Annotated in this window: 25 protein-coding genes; 7 read left to right on the forward strand and 18 right to left on the reverse strand. The window is 67.0% G+C overall.

Going from position 1 to position 19,746, the window contains the following annotated elements; genetic code table 11:
* Positions 1-3 precede the first annotated feature (3 nt).
* From BS75_RS44350 to BS75_RS48260, 9 genes are all read right to left on the reverse strand, one after another.
* Complete coding sequence (locus tag BS75_RS44350; protein WP_152646008.1) at positions 4-456, reverse strand: hypothetical protein; 453 nt, start codon at positions 454-456, stop codon at positions 4-6.
* Positions 457-465: 9 nt separating this feature from the next.
* A complete protein-coding gene (locus tag BS75_RS16355; RefSeq protein ID WP_081982374.1) occupies positions 466-1,302 on the reverse strand; it encodes a RecB family exonuclease in 837 nt (278 codons plus the stop codon).
* 557 nt (positions 1,303-1,859) lie between these two features.
* Entirely contained in the window at positions 1,860-2,276 is a 417-nt protein-coding gene (locus BS75_RS48235) for a hypothetical protein (RefSeq protein ID WP_152646009.1), read from the reverse strand.
* Positions 2,277-2,847: 571 nt separating this feature from the next.
* Positions 2,848-3,453, reverse strand: coding sequence for a helix-turn-helix domain-containing protein (locus BS75_RS48240; protein WP_408022540.1), 606 nt, complete (start codon positions 3,451-3,453; stop codon positions 2,848-2,850).
* Complete coding sequence (locus BS75_RS48245) at positions 3,426-3,923, reverse strand: hypothetical protein (RefSeq protein WP_152646011.1); 498 nt, start codon at positions 3,921-3,923, stop codon at positions 3,426-3,428. The genes BS75_RS48240 and BS75_RS48245 overlap by 28 nt, the downstream gene beginning before the upstream one ends.
* Positions 3,924-4,006: 83 nt before the next feature.
* Entirely contained in the window at positions 4,007-4,564 is a 558-nt protein-coding gene (locus BS75_RS16370; RefSeq protein ID WP_034088759.1) for a hypothetical protein, read from the reverse strand.
* A 468-nt stretch (positions 4,565-5,032) separates the two neighbouring features.
* Positions 5,033-5,278: a DUF7848 domain-containing protein gene (locus tag BS75_RS48250; RefSeq protein WP_152646012.1), complete on the reverse strand. Its 246-nt coding sequence runs from the start codon at positions 5,276-5,278 to the stop codon at positions 5,033-5,035.
* Positions 5,275-5,676, reverse strand: a complete 402-nt coding sequence (locus BS75_RS48255; RefSeq protein ID WP_152646013.1) for a hypothetical protein — start codon at positions 5,674-5,676, stop codon at positions 5,275-5,277. The genes BS75_RS48250 and BS75_RS48255 overlap by 4 nt, the downstream gene beginning before the upstream one ends.
* A gap of 2 nt (positions 5,677-5,678) precedes the next feature.
* Positions 5,679-6,101, reverse strand: coding sequence for an ATP-binding protein (locus BS75_RS48260; RefSeq protein WP_152646014.1), 423 nt, complete (start codon positions 6,099-6,101; stop codon positions 5,679-5,681).
* A gap of 199 nt (positions 6,102-6,300) precedes the next feature.
* Between BS75_RS48260 and BS75_RS16375 the strand changes: the two genes are divergently transcribed.
* Positions 6,301-7,200, forward strand: a complete 900-nt coding sequence (locus BS75_RS16375) for a helix-turn-helix domain-containing protein (protein ID WP_034088760.1) — start codon at positions 6,301-6,303, stop codon at positions 7,198-7,200.
* Positions 7,187-7,390, forward strand: a complete 204-nt coding sequence (locus BS75_RS16380) for a DUF397 domain-containing protein (protein ID WP_034088761.1) — start codon at positions 7,187-7,189, stop codon at positions 7,388-7,390. Before BS75_RS16375 ends, BS75_RS16380 begins: the two co-directional genes overlap by 14 nt.
* 76 nt (positions 7,391-7,466) lie before the next feature.
* Here BS75_RS16380 and BS75_RS16385 read toward each other — a convergent pair whose 3' ends face one another.
* The 3 genes from BS75_RS16385 to ilvA form a co-directional block, all read right to left on the reverse strand.
* Positions 7,467-8,330, reverse strand: coding sequence for an ABC transporter permease (locus BS75_RS16385; protein WP_034088762.1), 864 nt, complete (start codon positions 8,328-8,330; stop codon positions 7,467-7,469).
* A gap of 211 nt (positions 8,331-8,541) precedes the next feature.
* A complete protein-coding gene (locus BS75_RS16390; RefSeq protein ID WP_034088763.1) occupies positions 8,542-9,549 on the reverse strand; it encodes a daunorubicin resistance protein DrrA family ABC transporter ATP-binding protein in 1,008 nt (335 codons plus the stop codon).
* A gap of 45 nt (positions 9,550-9,594) precedes the next feature.
* Complete coding sequence (ilvA, locus tag BS75_RS16395; protein WP_034088764.1) at positions 9,595-10,812, reverse strand: threonine ammonia-lyase; 1,218 nt, start codon at positions 10,810-10,812, stop codon at positions 9,595-9,597.
* Positions 10,813-10,882: 70 nt separating this feature from the next.
* Here ilvA and BS75_RS16400 point away from each other — a divergent pair, with 70 nt between their 5' ends.
* Positions 10,883-11,368: a MarR family winged helix-turn-helix transcriptional regulator gene (locus BS75_RS16400; protein WP_034088765.1), complete on the forward strand. Its 486-nt coding sequence runs from the start codon at positions 10,883-10,885 to the stop codon at positions 11,366-11,368.
* Positions 11,369-11,413: 45 nt separating this feature from the next.
* Here BS75_RS16400 and BS75_RS16405 read toward each other — a convergent pair whose 3' ends face one another.
* The 3 genes from BS75_RS16405 to BS75_RS16415 all read right to left on the reverse strand — a co-directional run bounded on the left by BS75_RS16405 (position 11,414) and on the right by BS75_RS16415 (position 13,644).
* Entirely contained in the window at positions 11,414-12,568 is a 1,155-nt protein-coding gene (locus tag BS75_RS16405; protein ID WP_034088766.1) for a cystathionine gamma-synthase, read from the reverse strand.
* A gap of 51 nt (positions 12,569-12,619) precedes the next feature.
* Positions 12,620-12,967 (reverse strand): 5-carboxymethyl-2-hydroxymuconate Delta-isomerase, encoded by a 348-nt coding sequence (locus BS75_RS16410; protein WP_034088767.1) that lies wholly within the window; start codon positions 12,965-12,967, stop codon positions 12,620-12,622.
* A 71-nt stretch (positions 12,968-13,038) separates the two neighbouring features.
* On the reverse strand, positions 13,039-13,644 hold the full coding sequence (locus BS75_RS16415) for a PadR family transcriptional regulator (protein WP_034088768.1): 606 nt from the start codon (positions 13,642-13,644) through the stop codon (positions 13,039-13,041).
* A 118-nt stretch (positions 13,645-13,762) separates the two neighbouring features.
* Between BS75_RS16415 and BS75_RS16420 the strand changes: the two genes are divergently transcribed.
* Positions 13,763-14,959: an FAD-dependent oxidoreductase gene (locus BS75_RS16420; RefSeq protein WP_034088769.1), complete on the forward strand. Its 1,197-nt coding sequence runs from the start codon at positions 13,763-13,765 to the stop codon at positions 14,957-14,959.
* Positions 14,960-14,973: 14 nt separating this feature from the next.
* Here the strand turns inward: BS75_RS16420 and BS75_RS16425 are convergent, their stop codons facing one another.
* Complete coding sequence (locus tag BS75_RS16425) at positions 14,974-15,885, reverse strand: LysR family transcriptional regulator (RefSeq protein WP_034088770.1); 912 nt, start codon at positions 15,883-15,885, stop codon at positions 14,974-14,976.
* 117 nt (positions 15,886-16,002) lie between these two features.
* Here BS75_RS16425 and BS75_RS16430 point away from each other — a divergent pair, with 117 nt between their 5' ends.
* The 3 genes from BS75_RS16430 to BS75_RS16440 are packed head-to-tail and all read left to right on the forward strand — an operon-like array spanning position 16,003 to position 18,877.
* Positions 16,003-16,758, forward strand: coding sequence for a (Fe-S)-binding protein (locus tag BS75_RS16430; protein WP_034088771.1), 756 nt, complete (start codon positions 16,003-16,005; stop codon positions 16,756-16,758).
* Positions 16,755-18,215 carry a LutB/LldF family L-lactate oxidation iron-sulfur protein gene (locus BS75_RS16435; RefSeq protein ID WP_034088772.1) on the forward strand — a complete coding sequence of 487 codons (1,461 nt, stop codon included), beginning with the start codon at positions 16,755-16,757 and terminating at the stop codon, positions 18,213-18,215. The genes BS75_RS16430 and BS75_RS16435 overlap by 4 nt, the downstream gene beginning before the upstream one ends.
* Positions 18,212-18,877: a LutC/YkgG family protein gene (locus BS75_RS16440; RefSeq protein WP_034088773.1), complete on the forward strand. Its 666-nt coding sequence runs from the start codon at positions 18,212-18,214 to the stop codon at positions 18,875-18,877. Before BS75_RS16435 ends, BS75_RS16440 begins: the two co-directional genes overlap by 4 nt.
* Here the strand turns inward: BS75_RS16440 and BS75_RS16445 are convergent.
* Together BS75_RS16445 and BS75_RS16450 are read right to left on the reverse strand one after the other, a co-directional pair.
* Positions 18,855-19,265, reverse strand: coding sequence for a VOC family protein (locus tag BS75_RS16445; RefSeq protein ID WP_034088774.1), 411 nt, complete (start codon positions 19,263-19,265; stop codon positions 18,855-18,857). The genes BS75_RS16440 and BS75_RS16445 overlap by 23 nt on opposite strands.
* Before the next feature lie 10 nt (positions 19,266-19,275).
* Positions 19,276-19,719, reverse strand: coding sequence for a helix-turn-helix transcriptional regulator (locus tag BS75_RS16450; protein WP_034093173.1), 444 nt, complete (start codon positions 19,717-19,719; stop codon positions 19,276-19,278).
* Positions 19,720-19,746: the final 27 nt, after the last annotated feature.

Here is a 19,746-nt window from a genome sequence, read left to right on the forward strand (position 1 = left end):
CTGCTAGACCTTTGCGAACCGCGCGCACTCGTCAGTCTTGTAGTTCTGCGGGCAGTCGAATCCCTGCCACGGCTTCTGTGTGCGGGCGGAAATGCCGGAGACGAAAATCTTCTCGCCGTGGCGGCAGTGCGTCGCCATTCCATGGTTCGCGGGTGGCCCTGCGGGGGCCTGTGCGCCCCCTCCGCCGCCCTGCTGGTATCCGCCGCTCTGGCGACTCTGCTGCGGCCCTACAGGGCCGTTCGGCCGGCCGCCCTGGTCCTCGGGCCGGTGCAGCTCGGCCCCGTAGAACTCGTTGCCGTACGCGGCAACGTCCTTGATCAGGCTGACGGCTCGGGCCTCATTGATGAGTGCGGCGACATGATCAGGGTCGGCACCGTGGAACACGATCCATGGATCACTCGACCGAGGGCCGGCCTTGACGGTTACGGTAACTCCGGACGGGATTTCGGTTGTCAATGATTCTCCTTACTTTGCGGAACAGTACTTCCAAACCGGGCAGATGCGGCAATGATCACCCACGTTCGGAAGGAATGACTTGGCTTCAATGCCGCGATTGAGTCCGTCAAACCATTTCGTCACCCGCTCCATGGTGAAGAATGACAGGTCGGTCGGATTCGTGTAGTCGTCGTTCTTGAGCATGTAGAAACGGCCCGTACCGATTTCTACGCCGTACGTCTCCTGCATGGCAAGGGAATAAATGCCAAGCTGAAAGTCCCAGGCCGGCACCTTTGTGCCGGACTTTAGGTCAACGATTTCAAGCAGACCACTCGGCCATTCCCTGACTTGGTCGATGTAGCCGATCACTTCAATGCCGTTCAGGTCGAGCCGAAAGAACAGCTCAATCGCCGGCTCAAGGTCGGGTGTCTCCCAAATGACCCATGGTTCGGAGAGGGCACGTGCCGTGTACGCGTGAACCTGTTCAATGCCACGTGCGTGCCGGCGCTCGACGTCGACCCCACCCCGTGTACGGGGTGTGCCAGTGAGCCACTTGTCTAGGTCGGGCTCATCCCGGGTAAGTCGGCTCATGTGTGAGGCCCACGACTGGTCATAGATTGCGACCAATTCGCGGGCCTCTAGGGTCCGATGCGAGCGTTCCCACGCCTCACAGGCTTCATGCACTGCTAGACCCTGCAATGTCCAGCCAGCGGGGGTCTGTGGCACTTTGTCAATGCGTTCGAGGCGATACCGTTCCGAGCATTGTGTGTAGCCCGTGAACTGAGAAACGCTCCTGTGTATGCTAGCTTGTCCTGTTGCGGTTGTGATGCATCCTCCAGCCGATGGAATTGTTGCCCAATGCTGCACTGTTCACCGTGTTCATCATTCTCCTTTGGTCGGTTCGGACGGTCAATCGGATTTCAGGCTCGGCCAAGCCATTCAATGTGAATGCGACCGTCCGGGAGGATGTCCTCAAGGGTCGGTTCACCGTGCAAAGCCGTCAAGCGGTTAATGCGCGGGTGAGCGTCGGACCAATCCGCGCCATTGTCAATCGTGACGTACGCGCCCCCCATCTCGGTCGTCCCCTCCTCAACGCAAGTGTCGTTGTTGAGGTAGACGGCCCTTCGGCCGTCGTGCGCAATGTGCACTGTCGTCCCTTGTCCCCGTGTGGCCGGTACTCCTGTTGAAGCGAGTATCTAGGTTCCAATTGTATGTGTAGCGTGAACGTTCGATCAAGGACTGATGAGGAACCGAGGCGAGCAAAGCCGGACATATGTTCCACCTCTTGTCAAAGCTTTACCAATGCATTCCGGGCACGTTAAAGGGGTCGTCCGCCCAATGGCGTCCGACCCCTCAAGGACAATGGCATGGCAATCATGCACCAGCCTACTGACCATCATTCGTACTGCTTGCGCTCTGATCACTCAGTCCCGAGCAAGCCAACCATCCTCGCCCTGTTCCCGCTTCCGCCAGTAGAAGCCAAGTTCAACGTCAAAGACACAGATCAATCCGACGGATCGACGCTTGAACCGCTCCATCTGACGTATCTTCTGCACCCCTAGCTCTCGGCCGGCTGCGGCTTCGGCCAAAGCACGCAAGGCGACGTACTCAGAATCGTAATGGTATTCCTGAGGAACATACTCGGGAAGGTAGGCACTGTAGTCAATACCCGACTTGGCTTCCTTCCCCGCAAGCCGCAAACGGGAAACAAAGCCACTCTTGGTCAATCCAAGAAAGTCCGCAGCCTCTTGATACGATCGCTTCTGCCTACCGTCCGAATCGTAGAGCGCTTCCAATGCCTCTTGAACCAAAGGATTCGGGTGATTCGTGAATGCAGACATAGAAGTATCCTCGGATATGGGGCGGAAATAGTCACGGTGTATCCCCCTAGAGTGCGCAACCACAACGACCGTACCACACGATTGAACGTGTGGTTCGTGTTTTCCTGCTGCGGAGCGCGACAGAGTCGCCCGTGTGGAGCACGACGCTAGCGTGTGCACACGATCGCAGACACCACCACACGGGGGGACGGCATCCCCCGCATGACTACCCCATGTCCTCCCTGCCTCAAGCCAACCTGAAAGGAACCTGAACGGCACCTTAGCCGATGCCCCGGACATTCGCACGCATGTTCTAGCCATGTGTCTCACGTATCTGCCCTGTAGGGACGTCCGGTCTGAACTGCCAGTTCCCCGAGTCGACCTGACGCCGGATAGTCGTGGCAAGCAGTGCGGTTCAAGCCACCAGGGGAACGCTGCCAAGGCTCCGTGAGGAAGGTCCTGGTGCCGGCCGCGGCCTGGTCGTCGTCGTGGTCCTGGTCGGCCTGGTCGCCGACGCAGAAGAGGCCCCCGCCTGTGGCGAGGGGCCTCTTTGGTCGTCCTGGTCATCGAGCTGGGCGGCGCCGCCCGCTGGTCACACGGTGATGCCCGACATGGGGCACCTGCTTCCCGATGCCGTCACGTGCATGGGAGTGCTGTTGTCCTCGAACAGTTCCAGGATCTTGCTGCAATCGAGTCGAGGGCACGATATTCGTACCTGCCCGTTGTCCGACGGCCGAAGCTCAGACTTGTTGACCATCCTCCTTCGCAGGTCCCTGTACTGTTCCCCGGAGAACAGGGCAAGGAAGGACACGGCGACGCCGGCCGACCGTAGTCGATGCAAAGCCACGGTTTGATCGTCCCACGACATTCCTTTGTACTTGCGGCCGATGGTCACCAACAAGGAACGGAAGACGTCCGCATCCTCAGCAAGATTCTCGGGAAGAACGGGAGGACGTGACGGATGCGGTTTGCGTGGTTGCAGAGCCGTCGGAGTCCGTCCCGCCGGCCGCATGGTGATTTGGGACTCAACGAGAAGCCGTTTGATTTGGCTTTCGTCAACTTCGGCTTCCTCGGCAAGTTGGCTTGGCGACCAACCTTCCTGGTATTCCTTGACAATCCAAGCCATCATGCGTTCCCTGTTGCTGCCCCGGTACACGGGCAGCGGACCCATCACACGCGGACGCCTGTCATCCGGCATGGCTTTCCAATCTTGTTGAGGTGCATTGGCACATGCACGTCGTCAAGTTCGAGGATTTGAAGGCAATCGGTCCTCGGGCACTTGGCTTGAGGCAGACCAGCCGACGACGGCCCCAGCTTGTTCCGGGCAATCAATCGCTTCTTGAGTTCCTTGGCCGGATCACCCGTGAATGACACAAGAAAGTCAAGGCTCATTCCCGCGTCCCGCAACCGATGCAGGGAAACGGTCGCGTCGTCCCATGTCTGACGCGGATACGTGGTACAGATTTCTTTGAGCAATGAGCGGAACCTATCCGCTTGCTCATGGAGCGTCTTCATGGTCACCGGCGGAGGAACCATTGTTGTTCCAGCCTTCAAGCGTCGAATGTGCGGCGGCAATGGTCCTGGCTCACGCATTGGCGTCTTGGATGCCTTGAGAAGCCCTACAACGAACAAAGGAACGAAGCCACTGGCATTGCTCAGCTCCGCCACGGACCGACCCTTGTTGTACTCGGCCGCAGCCCAACCAATGGCTTTCCGTCGGTTCTCGTCCGACAGTAAAGGGACTGTCATAGCTAGCTGTCCCTTTCGATGGAGTCACCCTGTCGCGCGTCAATGTCGTGCCTACTGCGCAACGTATTGATGACCTGTTCGACGTGCCCGACCACCAGGTGTACGTTCGTCCCGCTGATCAGCCGGCGAAACGCCTCGGCCTGCCAATGCTGAGGATGCTTATTCAGCCGGGCCAACAATGCCTCGGCCTGTTCGAGTTCCTGTTGCCACTGGCCATTGAGCACAACGTGCCCGTTGTGGAAGTACAGGGCATTCACGTTGTCCACGGCCTCAAGGACAAGTGTGATGCGCGTGGCAGCACGCTGCTTGTCGTGCTCCAACTCCGGTTCTCGGCCGATGTAGTCGCTTCCCTCGCCAGTGATCCATTCCACGGTGCCACGCACCCCAGGATGGACACTGTCCCATGCCTCAAGCTCGACCAGGCGCGCGCGCATGGCGGGGCCGGCTTCGGCCAAGGCACCACACACGCGCTGCCATTCCACGGCCTCCCAATCGCCAAGCACCCCAGCGATTCGACGGAGGGTTGTCGCTTTCTCGGTTGTATTCATGCCGATGGTCATTGCCGCTTCGCTTCCGCTAGAAGTTGCGTACGGGATGGCAAATGAAAGGCTCCGGTCACCCGACGGGGGGGCAGGCGACCGGAGCCGCTTGAGGGGGCGCGTCCGTGCCCTATCTATCGCGTCCACGTGGGCGCACATAGCGTTCTATGAGCCCAGGGCGACGATGAGCCCGCCGAACGGCTTCTACAGCCTCTACGGGCTCTGCGGGACGTTCCTTGACGGGAGCGTCACCCAACAGGAGTGTTTCCCACACTCGGTCATAGAGGATTTGAATGCACGCCGCACACGCGAACAACGGTGCCTGCACCGTGGCAATCGTGGCCGGACCGATCCACAGAACGCGTTTATAAGCGAAACCGCAGAACAGGAAACAGCGTCCGTCCATCCATCGGTTGCCATCGTCCTGACGTGCCGGCTCCGGCCGGCCGGCGCGCGCAATGACAGCAATGCCAGGAATCACAAGATCAGTCATGACCCGTCCACCAGGCTTGTAGTCCAATGCTTGTCCATGGTCGTCTGAGTGAATGCCCGATGGCCCGGATTCAAGCCGGAATGCCTAATGGCCCAATCCTGGCAGTCTTCAAGGCTGATCAATGTCTCGGACTGCTTGCCGCATTCCTCGGCGAGACACGCGAACACGTGCAGCTCTTGAGCGGCAACAGGAGAATCGTCACGTGCAATGAGCCACATGGCACGGCGGATCACGCTTCTCATCGGCCGGCCCCCTGATGCTCGGGGTCCATGGGGTGTTCACATGTTCCCGCAAGAGTCGGCGACCACACCGGCGCGACATGAAAGACCAGGGCCGCACCCTGGCAGGCAATGAATTCCGTCTTGGTCGCCGCACCACACCAAAGGTCATTCTTGGCTTTGGTGAAACCCGCAACAGTCTGCCAGGGATTCAAGTCCATCTCATGCCTGGTCATACTGAATGCTGTTGCCGTCTGGCGCATGGCACGATTGGCTGTGATCAGCGCGTTCCCCGACGTCCGACAGAGAATGCCAACAGCGTCAATGCCGTCAACGCCATGCAGTTGTGCGAGTATGCTCGGTTTCGACGTCTCGCAGGTCAATAAGTACCGGCGCTCAAACAATATGCCAGTGCGCGCCATTTCTAAGCCGCTCCCGTATCGATTCGGACCTTTACCCATACGCGCTTTGTGAACGTGAGCAGTTCGCAACCACATTCATCGGCATAGCTTGCCACCAGGAGTATGCCCCTACCGTCCTCGGCCATCAGATCAAACCGAGGCTCATCCGGCCAATGGTCCCGATCCGGATCGGACACACCAATGATGACGTGCGTCCCGTCATTGACAATGTCGACCTTGAACAGCGCTTCCGAGACAGTGCAATGTAAAACAGCGTTCGTCGCAAGTTCGGAGACGAGAAGCATGGCCGGATCAATGAGGCCATCAAGGCCCCACAGAACAAGCGTTTCGCGCACCAGCAGTCGAGCGGAGCGGATCGACTCTCGCCGGCCATCAAAGAAGTGCTCAACAGGCCGTGGTGCCGGCTGAACAGTGCTTTTAGACATAGGTGTCCCCTACCCGCGCACTGCACAGTCACGAAACGTCAGGTCCGCTGACTCGGTGCGACGGATTCAGGCTAGCCCTGCAAGTCCGACCCTCGCAAGCAGTTCAAGCGCAAGTTTGCGCGTCCACTCGATCGTGTGACTCCTGGCCGTATGCTTCCCCCAGGCGACAGACTGTTCACGAGAGTTGAGGGGAGGTCACATGCCCGCAGGTAGGAAGCCGACGTACCGCAGCAAGCGGCTGGGGGCGCTGCTCAAGCAGTACCGCATTGCTGCTGAGCTTGACCAGGACGATGCCGCAGCGGCGATCAAGGGCAGTACCACCAAGATCAGTCGACTGGAGTCGGGCCATGTATCTGCCCGCCCCCTTGAGGTCGATGTGCTCTTGACGCGGTATGGCATCAAGGATGACCTTGAACGTGCACGCCTGGAAAAGCTAGCCATGGAGAGCACGAAGCGCGGATGGTGGCTGGACTTTAGGTCCGTCAAGGACGGATACGCCGAGGTGATTGCCCTAGAGAGGGATGCTCGGCGACTTTGCTCCTGGTACCCCAATGGCTTTCCTGGGGCATTCCAATCTGATGGCTACATGGAACGGATCATTACTTCAGGCCCCAAGAAGCTTCCCGCCGAAGAGATTGCCGAGTTGATTGAAGTGCGCCGTCAGCGGCGGACGCGCATTGTCGACTCGGGCGTTCAGCTCTCTGTTGTGGTGTGGGCACCTGCTATCACGGGCCTGTTCGACGACAACGCTACTGACGATGCGCACCCGGACGTTCACCAAACGCACCAGGAGCAACTTGAGCATGTCCTCACAATGTGTGAGGCCGAGAACGTGTCGCTACAGGTACTTCCGGAGCACGCCGTTGTTCTCGCTGGCATGTCAGCCCAGTTCACGGCATACACCTTTGACGCGGCCGCTGACTTTGAGGCCGTCACCATCGAAGGCTTGACCACTTGTCAAGTGATCGAAGAGGCCGAGGATCTATCCAGTTACATGAATCTCTTCGACGCGCTACGCTCGGCAGCATTGCCGCCGGATGCATCCGTGCGATTCATCCGTGAGACCCTAGAAGGTACAGGAAGTCATGGACACCCCTGAGGTTGTTGGTACGTTCGTCAAGTCGTCTTACTCCGCTGGCCAGCAGAACTGTGTGTCTGTTGCGCCGACCGCTGATGGTGGCCGCGCCGTTCGGCACACGAAGGACGTGGAGCAGGCTACGCAGGTCTACACACGCGACGAGTGGGCTGCGTTCATCGCGGGCGTCAAGGCCGGCGAGTTCGACGTGTAACGCTCTAGCAAGTCAGAGAGGCCCCCGCCAGTGGCGGGGGCCTCTCTGCGTCTCCTCAGGCCCCTCAGGGCCTCTCCTAGTCGCTGATGCGCCGATACTTGCGTACCGCCAGCGTCCGGAACACCAGAAGAATCAACAGTGACCATCCAATCGATGCCAACACGGCATGCTGCATGGGCCATGCGTTGGGTACCGGGTACCCGGGGGGCAGATTGCCGAACAGGTCACGGCATGCCTGCACGGTGGAGCTGAACGGGTTCCAGTTCGCAACAGGCTGCAACCACCCTGGCATGTTGTTGACTGGCACGAACGCATTTGAGATGAACGTCAGCGGGAACAGCCAAATGAGGCCAGCCGAGGTAGCTGCCTCGGGGCTACGCACCGACAGCCCGATCAGTGCGCCGATCCAGGAGAAGGCGTAGCCAAGCAGGAGCAGCAGCAGGAAGCCGCAGAATGCCTCAAGCAAGCTCTTGTGGGTGCGCCACCCAACCAGCAGTGCAACGACTCCCAGAACGATCAGAGTTAGCGTTGTCTGCACAAGATCAGCTACGGTGCGGCCAGTGAGGACGGCACCACGTGCCATCGGGAGCGAACGGAACCGATCGATTAGGCCCTTGGTCATGTCCTCGGCGATCCCGGCTGACGCTCCGGCAACAGCGAACGTCACTGTCTGCGCGAAGATGCCGGCCATAAGGAATTGCTTGTAGACGTTGAGACTTGCACCCGAGCCAGGGACGCTGATTGATCCGCCCATGACGTACGTGAACAGCAGTACGAACATGACTGGCTGGATGAGTCCGAAGATCAGGATCTCAGGAATCCGCGCCATGCGGAGGATGTTTCGGCGGGCGATCACCAGGGAGTCACGCGCTGCCTGCACAACTCCGGTTCGCTGCCCTGGGGGTGCCGCGCCGATCGCGCCCGTTGTGTTGGAAGCCATCAGAGCGCACCCCCTTCAAGTGCCCAGGCCAACCCGCTGACCTGGGTACTTGGCGAAGTGAAACCTACCCAACATGGGCCAACAGGATTCGGGATCCGGGTCATCCGCCGGAGGTTGCGCTTGGCCACCACCCGCGAGTCGCGCAGGGTCTGCAGGACGCCGCCGCGCTGCTGCGGGACCGCGCTCCCGATCGCACCGGTGGTCGCTGACATCAGGAGTCCTTCCGGCCGGCGCGGGTCGCGTCGGCGCTCTGGTCGGCGTTCTCGTCGTCGTCGCCGAGGGTCGCGTGGCCGGTGAGGGAGAGGAACACGTCGTCGAGGGTGGGGCGGCGCAGCCCGATGTCGTGCAGCACGATGCCGCGCCCGTCCAGCTCCCTGATCACGTCGGCCAGCACCCGGGCCCCGCCGCTGATCGGCACGGTGATCCGGCGGGTGTGCGGCTCGACCGTGGGCTCGCCCTTGGCGTACGGGGTGAGGGCGGCGAGGGCCGGCTCCAGGTCGGTCGGGAGCTGCACCACGACCTCGATCCGCTCGCCGCCGATCTGGGCCTTGAGCTGGTCGGCGGTGCCCCGGGCGATGACCCTGCCGTGGTCGACCACGGCGATGTCGTGGGCCAGCCGGTCGGCCTCCTCCAGGTACTGGGTGGTCAGCAGCAGCGTCGTGCCCTGCTCCACCAGGGTCTCGATGACCTCCCACAGCGCCATCCGGTTGCGTGGGTCGAGTCCGGTGGTGGGCTCGTCCAGGAACATCACCGGCGGCCGGACCACCAGCGCAGCGGCCAGGTCGAGCCGGCGGCGCATACCGCCGGAGTAGGTCTTCGCGGTGCGGTTGGCGGCCTCGGAGAGGTTGAACCACTCCAGCAGCTCCAGCGCCCTGGCCTTCGCGTCGCGGGCGCTCATCTGGTAGAGCTCGCCGACCATCTGCAGGTTCTCACGGCCGGTCAGGTACTCGTCCACGGCGGCGTACTGCCCCGACAGGCCGATCAGGCTGCGCACCTGGTTGGGGTTCTTGAGGACGTCGACGCCGGCCACGACGGCGCGGCCCGCGTCCGGCTTGAGCAGGGTGGTGAGCACGCGGACGGTGGTGGTCTTGCCCGCTCCGTTGGGGCCGAGCAGGCCGAGGACGGTGCCCTCGGGGACGTCGAGATCGACGCCGTCGAGGGCTCGTACGTCGCCGAAGGACTTCACCAGTCCTTCGGCGGAAATGGCGACCGCTGCCATCGGCGGTTCTCCTGGGGTCGGGTCCGGTTGGGACGCGCCCGGGCCTCAGCTCTGCTGCAGGATCGTGTAACCCGACGCGCGCAGTTCCGACACTACGGCCGCACAGTGTTCGGGGCCCTTCGTTTCCAGATGGAGGTCGACCTCGGCCTCCCCGAGATCCAGTTTCGGGTCGGTCCGGACATGGGCGATGTCGACGACATTGGCGTCCGCCCGGGTCAGTGCGCCGAGGAGGGTCGCCAGCGCGCCCGGCCGGTCGGTGATCCGCAGCCGCAGCGAGAGGTAGCGGCCGGCCGCGACCATGCCGTGCCGGAGCACCCGCTGCAGCAGCAGCGGGTCGACGTTGCCGCCGGACAGCACGGCCACCACCGGGCCCTCCAGCCGGTCGCCGTGTTCGAGCAGCGCGGCCACCGGGCTGGCCCCGGCCGGCTCGACCACCAGCTTGGCCCGCTCCAGGCAGATCAGCAGCGCCCGGGCCAGCGAGGTCTCACTGACCGTCAGCACCCCGTCGGCGAGCTCCCGCACGATCTCGAACGGGATCTCACCCGGACGGCCGACCTGGATGCCGTCCGCCATGGTGGAGAAGCCGTCCAGGGTGACCGGGTGCCCGGCCGCCAGCGAGGGCGGGTAGGCCGCCGCGCCCGCCGCCTGCACGCCGATCACCCTCACGTCCGGGCGCAGCGCCTTGACCGCGGTGGCGACGCCGGCCAGCAGGCCCCCGCCGCCGACGCCGACCAGGATCGTCCGGACCTCGGGGCACTGCTCCAGGATCTCCAGGCCGACCGTGCCCTGCCCGGCCACGACGTCCTCGTGGTCGAAGGGGTGGATGACGACGGCGCCGGTCTCCTCGGCGTGGGCGAGGGCGGCGGCCAGGGTCTCGTCGAAGTTCTCGCCCTCCAACCGGACCTCGGCGCCGTAGTCGCGGGTCGCGGCGACCTTCGGCAGCGGCGCGCCCACCGGCATGAACACGGTGGAGTGCACTCCCAGCGTGGTCGCGGCGAAGGCCACGCCCTGGGCGTGGTTGCCGGCGCTCGCGGCGACCACCCCGGCCGCCCGCTCGACCTGGTTGAGCCCGGCGATCCGGACATAGGCGCCGCGCAGCTTGAAGGAGCCGGTGCGCTGCAGGTTCTCGCACTTCAGCTGGACCGGCGCGCCGATCATCGCCGACAGGTGGCGGCTGCCCTCCATCGGGGTGACCCGGGCCACCCCTGCCAGCATCTTGTGGGCGCCACGGACGTCATCCAGGGTGATCGGCCAGGAGTTCATGGACTTCAGCCTAGGGCTTTCCCCCGATACCCTCGGATATGGCTAAGCCGAACGAAAGAACGCGACGACCATGACCACGGATGACCTCGGCGCCGCAGCCGACCAGGTGTACGACCGGCTCCAGTACCAGGTCGCGCTGTTCGCGCGCCGTGCGGAGCGGGTGCGCATGGGCGGCGTGGGCGAGCAGCGCAACTCCATGGACCGCGCCGCCTACCTGCTGCTCAACCGTTTGGAGCAGGAGGGCCCGGTGGGTGTGAAGGCCCTGGCGCAGGCCATGGGCATCGACTCGTCCACGGTGACCCGGCAGGTCGCGCCGCTGGTCGACTGCGGGCTGGTGGACCGGGTGGCCAACCCGAACGACGGCCGGGCCGTGCTGCTGGAGCTCTCGGCCCAGGGGCGGCAGCGGCTGCAGGAGGTCCGGCTCTCCCGGCAGGAGCTGATGCGGGTCCTGGTCTCGGACTGGCCGGAGGAGGAGCGTACCCGGTTCTGCGCCCTGCTGACGCAGTTCAACCGGGCGCTGCACGACTACAACCCGCAGCCCGGCCTCGACGACTGACGCCGCCGGGGCCGGACCGCTACGACTGCACCGGTACGGCGGCTGCTACCGGAGCGCCTCGGACAGGTCGGCCAGCAGGTCGTCGGCCGACTCGATGCCGACCGAGAGCCGGACCAGGTCCGCCGGGACCTCCAACGGCGAGCCGGCGGCGGAGGCGTGGGTCATCCGGCCCGGGTGCTCGATCAGCGACTCCACGCCGCCCAGCGACTCGCCCAGGGTGAACAGCTTGGCGCGGTTGCAGACCTGCACCGCCGCCTCCTCGCCGTCCTTGTGGCGGAAGGACACCATGCCGCCGAACGCCTTCATCTGCTTGACCGCGATGTCGTGGCCGACGTGGGTGGGCAGCCCGGGGTAGAGCACCTCGGCCACCTTCGGGTGGCCCACCAGGAACTCGGCGACCCGGGTGGCGTTCTCGCTGTGCCGGTCCATCCGCACGCCCAGCGTCTTGATGCCGCGCATCACCAGCCAGGCGTCGAACGGCCCGGCCACCGCGCCCATCGCGTTCTGGTGGTACGCCAGATCCTCGCCCAGCTCGGCGTCGCCGGTGACCAGGGCGCCGCCGACGACGTCCGAGTGGCCGCCCATGTACTTGGTGGTCGAGTAGACGACGATGTCCGCGCCCAGCGCCAGCGGCTGCTGGAGGTAGGGGCTGGCGAAGGTGTTGTCGACGACCAGCTTCGCGCCCGCGTCCCGGGCGATCTGGGCCAGCGCGGCGACGTCGGTGATCCCGAGCAGCGGGTTGCTCGGCGTCTCCACCCAGACGACCTTGGTGTTGGGCCGGACCGCTGCGCGCACCGACTCCGGGTTGTGGGTGTTGGCCACCGACCACTCCACGCCCCAGCGCGACAGCACCTTGGCGAACAGCCGGAAGGTGCCGCCGTAGGCGTCGTTGGGGATGACGATGTGGTCGCCCGGCTTGGTCACCGTCCGCAGCAGGCAGTCCTCGGCGGCCAGGCCGGAGGCGAAGGCCAGCCCGCGCCGACCGCCGTCCAGCGCCGCCAGGTTCTGCTCCAGCGCGGTCCGGGTCGGGTTGGCGGACCGGCTGTACTCGTAGCCGCCGCGCAGCCCGCCGACGCCGTCCTGCTTGTAGGTGGACACCTGGTAGATCGGGGTCACCACGGCCCCGGTCTGCGGGTCCGCCTCCTGTCCCGCGTGGATGGCCAGGGTCTCGAACGCATACTGCTGCTCACTGCTGCTCATGAGCCACGAGGGTAGTCGGCAAAGCGGGAGAAGTGCGACGAAGCGCGGCGCTCAGACGCTGCGGTAGGTCCCGCGGTCCAGGTCCACCACGTCCACCGCGAGGTGCAGCCGGTCGCCGGGGGCAGCGGTGGCGTGCGAACGGACCAGCGCCAGGACGGCCTCGGAGAGTTCGGTCTTCAGCTCGGTGCTGCGCCCGGCCAGGATGCCGATCTCCAGGTGGAGCATGACCTGGGCCGGGTCGCCGTCCCCGATGAACGACTCCTCGATCCGGCTGAAGCGGGTCTTGCACGCGTCCACGGTGGTGTCGATGGTCTTGGCGACCAGCGGGTGCAGCTCGGCGGCGAAGGCCCGCCGGTCGAGCACCAGGCGGTCGGAGTGGTCGACGGTGATCTGCGGCATCTGAGGCTCCCCGAGTGCGTGAGTGACCGGCGGTCAGAGCCTACCGGTCACGCGCGTCCTGCTGCTGCGCCCTACTCCTGCGCCTCGGCGAAGGCGTGCAGTTGCTCGGTCGACCAGGTGAGCCGGCCGGCCCGGAGGTCGTCCACCACGCCGTCGAGCCAGTCGGCCTCGGCGGCGGTCACCGCGCGCAGGTACTCGCCCTCCAGCATGGTGATCCGCGGCAGTCCGCGCCCGGCCTCGGCCGCGGCCGCCTCGTCCATCGCCCGCAGGGCGGTGGCCAGCAGGGCGCGCCGGCGCTCCAGCGCCGCCAGCATCTCCGGGGCGTCCAGCAGCAGCAGTTGCGAGAGCGCGGCCGGGAACTCGGGGAACTCCTGCTTGGGCGTGCCGAGCATCTCCAGCAGCCAGCTCCGGGCGGTGGCCCGCCCCTCGTCGGTGACCTCGTAGACGGTGCGCTCCGGGTACTGCTGGTCCCGGCCGGTCTCCCGGACCGCGATCAGCCCGGCGCCGAGCAGCCGCTCGATGGTGCGGTACAGGCCGGCCCGCTGGCCGACGTTGACGACCTGGTCCTTGCCCCACTGCTTGATCAGCCGCTGGATCCCGTAGGGGTGCAGCGGCTGGTAGTGCAGCAGGGCGAGCACGGTGAGGGCGAGCGGGGAGCTGCGCATCGGGGTGGCCATGGAGCAGATACTACCCCCAAGCGAACTAGTTGACTTGAGACTAGTTTCAGTGCAACTATCAATCAGCATCGACACGGCATCGGCAGCGCACCGCTCGAACAGAAGGCAGGAAGCAGTCATGAGCACCCGCATCCGCACGGCCCTGGTCATCGGCGGCGGCATCGCCGGCCCGATCGCGGCGATGGCCCTCCAGCAGGCCGGCATCGAAGCCACCGTGTACGAGGCCTACGCCCACACGGCGGACAGCCTCGGCGGCGGCATGACCATCGCCCCCAACGGCCAGGACGCCCTCGACGCCGTCGGCCTCGGCGAACTGCTCCGGCCGCTCGGCGTCCCGATGACCGGGATCGTCATGCAGGACTGGGCGGGCCGGCGGCTCGCCGAGTTCGGCAACCCGCCCGGCGTCCCGCCGATGCAGCTGGTCTGGCGCGCGGACCTCTACAGCTCGCTCCACGGCGAGGCCGAGCGGCGCGGCATCCGGATCGAGCGCGGCCGGCGGCTGGTCGACGCGACCGAGACGGCGGACGGTGTCACCGCGCACTTCGCCGACGGCTCGGAGGCCACCGCAGACGTGCTGATCGGCGCGGACGGCATCCGCTCCACCGTCCGCACCCTGATCGACCCGGACGCGCCCGGACCCCAGTACGCCGGGCTGATCAGCTTCGGCGCCCGGGTGGAGCACGTGGCCACGCCCTCGACCCGGTCCAAGATGAACATGAGCTTCGGCAAGCAGGCCTTCCTCGGCTACCAGGTGCTCGACGACGCCACCGGCGTCTGGTTCGTCAACCTGCCGCACCCCGAGCCGATGTCCGCCGCCGAGGCGCGGCGGACCCCGGCCGCCCAGTGGCTGGCGCTGCTGAGCGCCAAGTTCGCCGACGACCGGACCCCGGCCCGGGAGCTGATCGACCGGACCCCGCCGGAGGAGCTGATCGTGGTCGGCTCGATGGAGAACATGCCGCAGGTCCCGGTCTGGAGCCGGGGCCGGATGGTGCTGGTCGGCGACTCGGCCCACGCGCCCTCGTCCAGCTCCGGGCAGGGGGCGTCGCTCTCCATCGAGAGCGCGATCGAACTGGCCCGCTGCCTCCGCGACCTGCCGTACCCGGACGCCTTCGCCGCCTACGAGCGGCTGCGCCGGCCCCGGGTCGAGCGGATCATCAAGGAGACCACCCACAAGAACAGCGCCAAGGCCGCGGGACCGGTCGGCCGGGTGGTCTTCGCGATGCTGATGCGGGTCTTCGGCAGGCTGGCCAAGCCCGAGAAGGCGGCCTGGATGTTCGACCACCGCATCGACTGGGCGGCCGAGGTCGCCGGTTGAGCACCGACGGCAGGTCAGGTCGCCGGCGACCAGGCGTCGGCGGCGGCGCGGGCCACGCCGTGCCGCCAGAACGCCTCCGCCGCCGGCGGCAGCGGTCGCCGGGCCGACCAGGCGAGGCCCACCTCGCGGCTGGCCAGCGGATCGGCGAGGCGCAGGAAGCGGAGGTCGCCGCGGCCGGTCTCCGCCACCGCGCCGCGCGGCGCCGGGACCACGGCAACCCCCAGACCGGCCGCGACGAAGCCGTGCATGGTCAGCAGGTCCTCGCCCTCGAAGGCGATCCGCGGCCGGAACCCGGCCTGCTCGCAGAGGGCCTCGACCGCCGCGCGCAGCGAGTAGCGCCTGGTGAGGGTGACCAGCGGGTCGTCGCCCACCTCGGCCAGCCGGACCCGCCTCCGCCCCGCGAGCCGGTGCCCCGGCGGCACCGCCAGGCAGAGCGGCTCGGCCAGCAGCCGGTGCCATTCGATGTCCGGCTCCGGCGGGCGGGGACTGGTGATCACCAGGTCGACCCGGCCCTCGTCCAGCAGCGCGGCTATGACGTCGTCCTGGAGCTGCTTCAGCTCGAAGCGGACCTGCGGGTTCTGCGTCAGGAAGCTGCCGACCAGGTCGGGCACCAGCCAGGTGCCGAAGGAGAGGTGGAAGGCCAGCGCCACCGTGCCCTGTTCCGGGTCGGTGAGCCGGCGCACGGCCGAGGCCGCGCCGTCCAGCTCCGCCAGCGCCCGGTCGACGCCCGCCTTGAACAGCTCCCCGGCCCTGGTCGGCCGGAGCAGTCGGCCGTGCGGCTCCAGCAGCGGCGCGCCCACCTCGCGTCCGAGCCGGTCGAGCGCGCGGGACACGCCCGACTGGGTCATGTGGGCGAGCCGACTGGTCTCGGTGACGGTCGCCCCCTCGGCGACGGACTGGAACCAGCGCAGTGACTCGACGTCCATGGAGCCGACTATATCCATGACTCGTAGGCATGCATCGATCACCAACCAGTCATTGGACACATGAACCTCCCCGGGAGGAGGGTGGTCCCAGCGCTCACCCGGCCGACAAGGAATCCCATGCGTGTCGCCCTCTTCGCCACCTGCGTCAACGACGCCCTGTACCCGGACACCGCGCGCGCGGTGGTCACCCTGCTGCGAAGACTCGGGGTCGAGGTCGACTTCCCCGCCGCCCAGACCTGCTGCGGGCAGCCGCAGTTCAACACCGGCTACCGGCGCGAGACCGAACCGCTGGTCCGCCGGACGGCCGCGGCGTTCGCGGGCTACGACTACGTGGTGACCCCGAGCGGCTCCTGCGTCGCGATGGTCCGCGACAACTACCCCAGGATCGGCCGCAAGGCCCTGGCCGAGGGCCGCGGCGCCGAACTCGCGGACGCCGCCGAGGCGCTGGTCCCCCGGATGTACGAGCTCACCGAGTTCCTGGTCGACGTCCTCGGCCGCACCGACGTCGGCGCCTACTACCCGCACACCGTCACCTACCACCCGTCCTGCCACGGACTGCGGATGCTGGGCCTCGGCGACCGCCCGCAGCGGCTGCTGCGCGCCGTCCGCGGGCTCACCCTGCTGGAGCTGCCGGGGGCCGAGGAGTGCTGCGGCTTCGGCGGCACCTTCTCGGTGAAGAACCCGGACGTCTCCGCCGCCATGGGCGCCGACAAGGTCCGCAACGCCCTCTCCACCGGCGCCGAGCGGCTGTGCGGGGCGGACAACTCCTGTCTGATGCACCTCTCCGGGATGCTCCGCCGCCAGGACGCGCCGCTCCGAACCCTCCACCTCGCGGAGATCCTGGCCAGTACCGAAGCGGAGGCACTGGTATGAACGCCACCTACCTCGGCATGCCGGCCTTCCCCGAGGCCGCCGCCGCCTCCACCAAGGACGCGCAACTGCGCGCCAACCTCACCCGGGCCACCCACACCATCCGTGACAAGCGGGCCAGGGCCGTCGCCGAGCTCGACGACTGGGCGCAGCTGCGCCGGGCCGGGAAGGCGATCAAGGACCGGACGCTGCGCCACCTCGACCACTACCTGGTCCAGGCGGAGGCGGCGGTCACCGCGGCCGGCGGCACCGTGCACTGGGCGGCCGACGCCGACGAGGCCAACCGGATCGTCGCCGACCTGGTCAAGGCCAAGGGAGAGACGGAGGTCGTCAAGGTCAAGTCGATGGCGACCCAGGAGATCGGGCTGAACGAGGCGCTGGCCGCCGAGGGCATCGCCGCCTACGAGACCGACCTGGCCGAGCTGATCGTCCAGCTCGGCGACGACCTGCCCTCGCACATCCTGGTCCCGGCGATCCACCGGAACCGCACCGAGATCCGTGACATCTTCCGCGAGCAGATGGCCCGTTGGGGCCGCCCGGCGCCCGAGGGGCTGTCCGACTCCCCCGCCGAGCTGGCCGAGGCGGCCCGGCTGCACCTGCGGGAGAAGTTCCTGCGGGCGAAGGTCGGCGTCTCCGGCGCCAACTTCCTGGTCGCCGAGACCGGGACGCTGGTGGTGGTCGAGTCCGAGGGCAACGGCCGGATGTGCCTGACCCTGCCGGAGACGCTGATCTCCGTGGTCGGCATCGAGAAGGTGATCCCGACCTGGCGCGACCTGGAGGTGTTCCTCCAGCTCCTGCCGCGCTCCTCGACCGCCGAACGGATGAACCCGTACACCTCGACCTGGACCGGCACCACCGGGGCGGACGGCCCCGGCGAGTTCCACCTGGTGCTGCTCGACAACGGCCGGACCGACACCCTCGCCGACGAGGTCGGCCGCCAGGCGCTGCGCTGCATCCGCTGCTCGGCCTGCCTCAACGTCTGCCCGGTCTACGAGCGGGCCGGCGGGCACGCCTACGGCTCGCCCTACCCCGGTCCGATCGGCGCCATCCTCACCCCGCAACTGCGGGGCGTGCAGAGCGAGCTGGACGCCTCGCTGCCGTACGCCTCCTCGCTCTGCGGGGCCTGCTACGAGGTCTGCCCGGTCGCCATCGACATCCCCGAGGTCCTGGTCCACCTGCGTGAGCAGGTGGTCGAGCAGGCCCCCGGGCACCGCACCGAGCGTGCGGTGGTCAAGGGCGCCACCTGGCTGCTGGACCACCCCGCCGCCTACTCGGCCGCGACCCGCGCGGCCTCGCTGACCCGTCGGCTGCACCCGCGCCGGCTGCCGCTGCCCGGCCCGGCCAAGGCCTGGAGCGACAGCCGCGACCTGCCGCAGCTGCCCGCGCAGTCCTTCCGCGACTGGTGGAAGCAGCACCACGACGGCCCGGAGAACGACAGCCCGGAGGAGACTCCCCGATGAGCGGCTCCCGTGAACGCGTGCTCGGCAGGGTCCGCGCCGCCCTCGCCGACGTCCCCCGGCAGGAGCAGCCGGACGACCACGCCGTGCCGCGCGACTACCGCGCCGAGCACACCGCGGCCGACCCGGCGGCCGTGCTCGACCTGCTGGCGGAGAACCTCGCCGACTACCGGGCCCTGGTCCACCGCACCACCCCGGACCGGCTGGCCGCACTGGTCGCCGAACTGCTGCGCGCCCACGGGTCGCGGTCGCTGGCCGTCCCGGCCGACCTGCCCGAGGAGTGGCTCCCCGGCCCGGACGCGCTCGAACTGCTGCCGGACGGGCCCGGATTGACCGCGGCCCGGTTGGACCTGGTCGACAGCGTGCTCACCGGCTGCGCGCTGGCCGTGGCCGAGACCGGGACCATCGTGCTCGACGCGGGACCGGGACAGGGCCGACGGATCCTGACCCTGGTCCCGGACCACCACCTGTGCGTGGTCCGCGCGGAACAGGTCGTCACCTCCGTGCCGCGGGCGCTGCCGCGGCTTGACCCGCGCCGACCGCAGACCTGGATCTCCGGTCCCTCGGCCACCAGCGACATCGAACTCGACCGGGTGGAGGGCGTCCACGGACCGCGGACGCTGGAGGTGATCCTGGTGGCGGCTACGCCTTCGGCGTCTGGTTGATCCGCACCATGTTGCCGGAGGGGTCGCGGAAGGCGCAGTCGCGCGGGCCCCAGGCCTGGTCCATGGGCTCCTGCAGCACCTCGGCCCCGGAGGCCCGGACCTTCTCGAACAGTGCGTCGACGTCGTCCGTGCCGAAGACCACCATCGACAGGACGCCCTTGGTGAGCAGCTCCTGCAGGGCGTCGGCGTCGGCCTGGGAGCGGCCGGCCGAGGGTGCGGACAGGACGATCTCCAGCTCGGGCTGGTCGGGGCTGCCGAGGGTGACCCAGCGCATTCCGCCGGAGCCGACGTCGTTGCGCAGCTCCAGGCCGAGCGCGTCCCGGTAGAACGCGAGCGACTCGTCGGGGTCGTTGACGGTGATGTGGCAGTACCTGAGGGAAACAGTCATGCCCCCGACTCTAGGCACCGGCCCCCGGGCGCGCTTCTCGGATCCTGCTCGCCTGCCCGTCCCGGCGCGGCCTGGTCCGCACCTTGGCGATGCAGGCGGGCATCGCCTCGACCGCGCTGTGCTCGCGGCTCCGGTAGGCGCTGGGCGTCTCGCCGGTGATCTCGGTGAACCGGGAGCTGAAGGAGCCCAGCGAGGTACAGCCGACCTCCATGCAGGCGTCGGTCACGCTCGCACCCGCGCGCAGCAGCGCCATGGCGCGCTCGATCCGCCGGGTCATGAGGTAGCTGTAGGGCGTCTCGCCGTAGGCGGCCCGGAACTGCCGGGAGAAGTGCGCGGGCGACATCAGCGCCCGCTGCGCCATCGTCGGCACGTCGAGCGGACGCGCGTACTCCCGGTCGATCAGGTCCCGGGCCCTTCGCAGATGCGCGAGGTTGGTCAGCTCCTGCGGGTTCACGTCACCGAGCCTACGCGCCGCCACCGA

The organism is Streptacidiphilus albus JL83, from assembly GCF_000744705.1.
GTDB lineage: Bacteria > Actinomycetota > Actinomycetes > Streptomycetales > Streptomycetaceae > Streptacidiphilus > Streptacidiphilus albus.

Bases quoted from the DNA above. Each gene is read 5' to 3' on its own strand.
- BS75_RS48235 (WP_152646009.1), bottom strand. From the start codon at position 2,276: ATGTCTGCATTCACGAATCACCCGAATCCTTTGGTTCAAGAGGCATTG.
- BS75_RS16435 (WP_034088772.1), top strand. From the start codon at position 16,755: ATGAACGCCACCTACCTCGGCATGCCGGCCTTCCCCGAGGCCGCCGCC.
- BS75_RS16390 (WP_034088763.1), bottom strand. From the start codon at position 9,549: ATGGCAGCGGTCGCCATTTCCGCCGAAGGACTGGTGAAGTCCTTCGGC.
- BS75_RS48240 (WP_408022540.1), bottom strand. From the start codon at position 3,453: ATGCCGGATGACAGGCGTCCGCGTGTGATGGGTCCGCTGCCCGTGTAC.
- BS75_RS16370 (WP_034088759.1), bottom strand. From the start codon at position 4,564: ATGACCATCGGCATGAATACAACCGAGAAAGCGACAACCCTCCGTCGA.
- BS75_RS16430 (WP_034088771.1), top strand. From the start codon at position 16,003: ATGCGTGTCGCCCTCTTCGCCACCTGCGTCAACGACGCCCTGTACCCG.
- BS75_RS48250 (WP_152646012.1), bottom strand. From the start codon at position 5,278: ATGAGAAGCGTGATCCGCCGTGCCATGTGGCTCATTGCACGTGACGAT.
- BS75_RS16445 (WP_034088774.1), bottom strand. From the start codon at position 19,265: ATGACTGTTTCCCTCAGGTACTGCCACATCACCGTCAACGACCCCGAC.
- BS75_RS16375 (WP_034088760.1), top strand. From the start codon at position 6,301: ATGCCCGCAGGTAGGAAGCCGACGTACCGCAGCAAGCGGCTGGGGGCG.
- BS75_RS16380 (WP_034088761.1), top strand. From the start codon at position 7,187: ATGGACACCCCTGAGGTTGTTGGTACGTTCGTCAAGTCGTCTTACTCC.
- BS75_RS16385 (WP_034088762.1), bottom strand. From the start codon at position 8,330: ATGGCTTCCAACACAACGGGCGCGATCGGCGCGGCACCCCCAGGGCAG.
- BS75_RS16415 (WP_034088768.1), bottom strand. From the start codon at position 13,644: ATGGCCACCCCGATGCGCAGCTCCCCGCTCGCCCTCACCGTGCTCGCC.
- BS75_RS16420 (WP_034088769.1), top strand. From the start codon at position 13,763: ATGAGCACCCGCATCCGCACGGCCCTGGTCATCGGCGGCGGCATCGCC.
- BS75_RS16425 (WP_034088770.1), bottom strand. From the start codon at position 15,885: ATGGACGTCGAGTCACTGCGCTGGTTCCAGTCCGTCGCCGAGGGGGCG.
- BS75_RS16400 (WP_034088765.1), top strand. From the start codon at position 10,883: ATGACCACGGATGACCTCGGCGCCGCAGCCGACCAGGTGTACGACCGG.
- BS75_RS16405 (WP_034088766.1), bottom strand. From the start codon at position 12,568: ATGAGCAGCAGTGAGCAGCAGTATGCGTTCGAGACCCTGGCCATCCAC.
- BS75_RS16440 (WP_034088773.1), top strand. From the start codon at position 18,212: ATGAGCGGCTCCCGTGAACGCGTGCTCGGCAGGGTCCGCGCCGCCCTC.
- ilvA (WP_034088764.1), bottom strand. From the start codon at position 10,812: ATGAACTCCTGGCCGATCACCCTGGATGACGTCCGTGGCGCCCACAAG.
- BS75_RS48255 (WP_152646013.1), bottom strand. From the start codon at position 5,676: ATGGCGCGCACTGGCATATTGTTTGAGCGCCGGTACTTATTGACCTGC.
- BS75_RS16410 (WP_034088767.1), bottom strand. From the start codon at position 12,967: ATGCCGCAGATCACCGTCGACCACTCCGACCGCCTGGTGCTCGACCGG.
- BS75_RS48260 (WP_152646014.1), bottom strand. From the start codon at position 6,101: ATGTCTAAAAGCACTGTTCAGCCGGCACCACGGCCTGTTGAGCACTTC.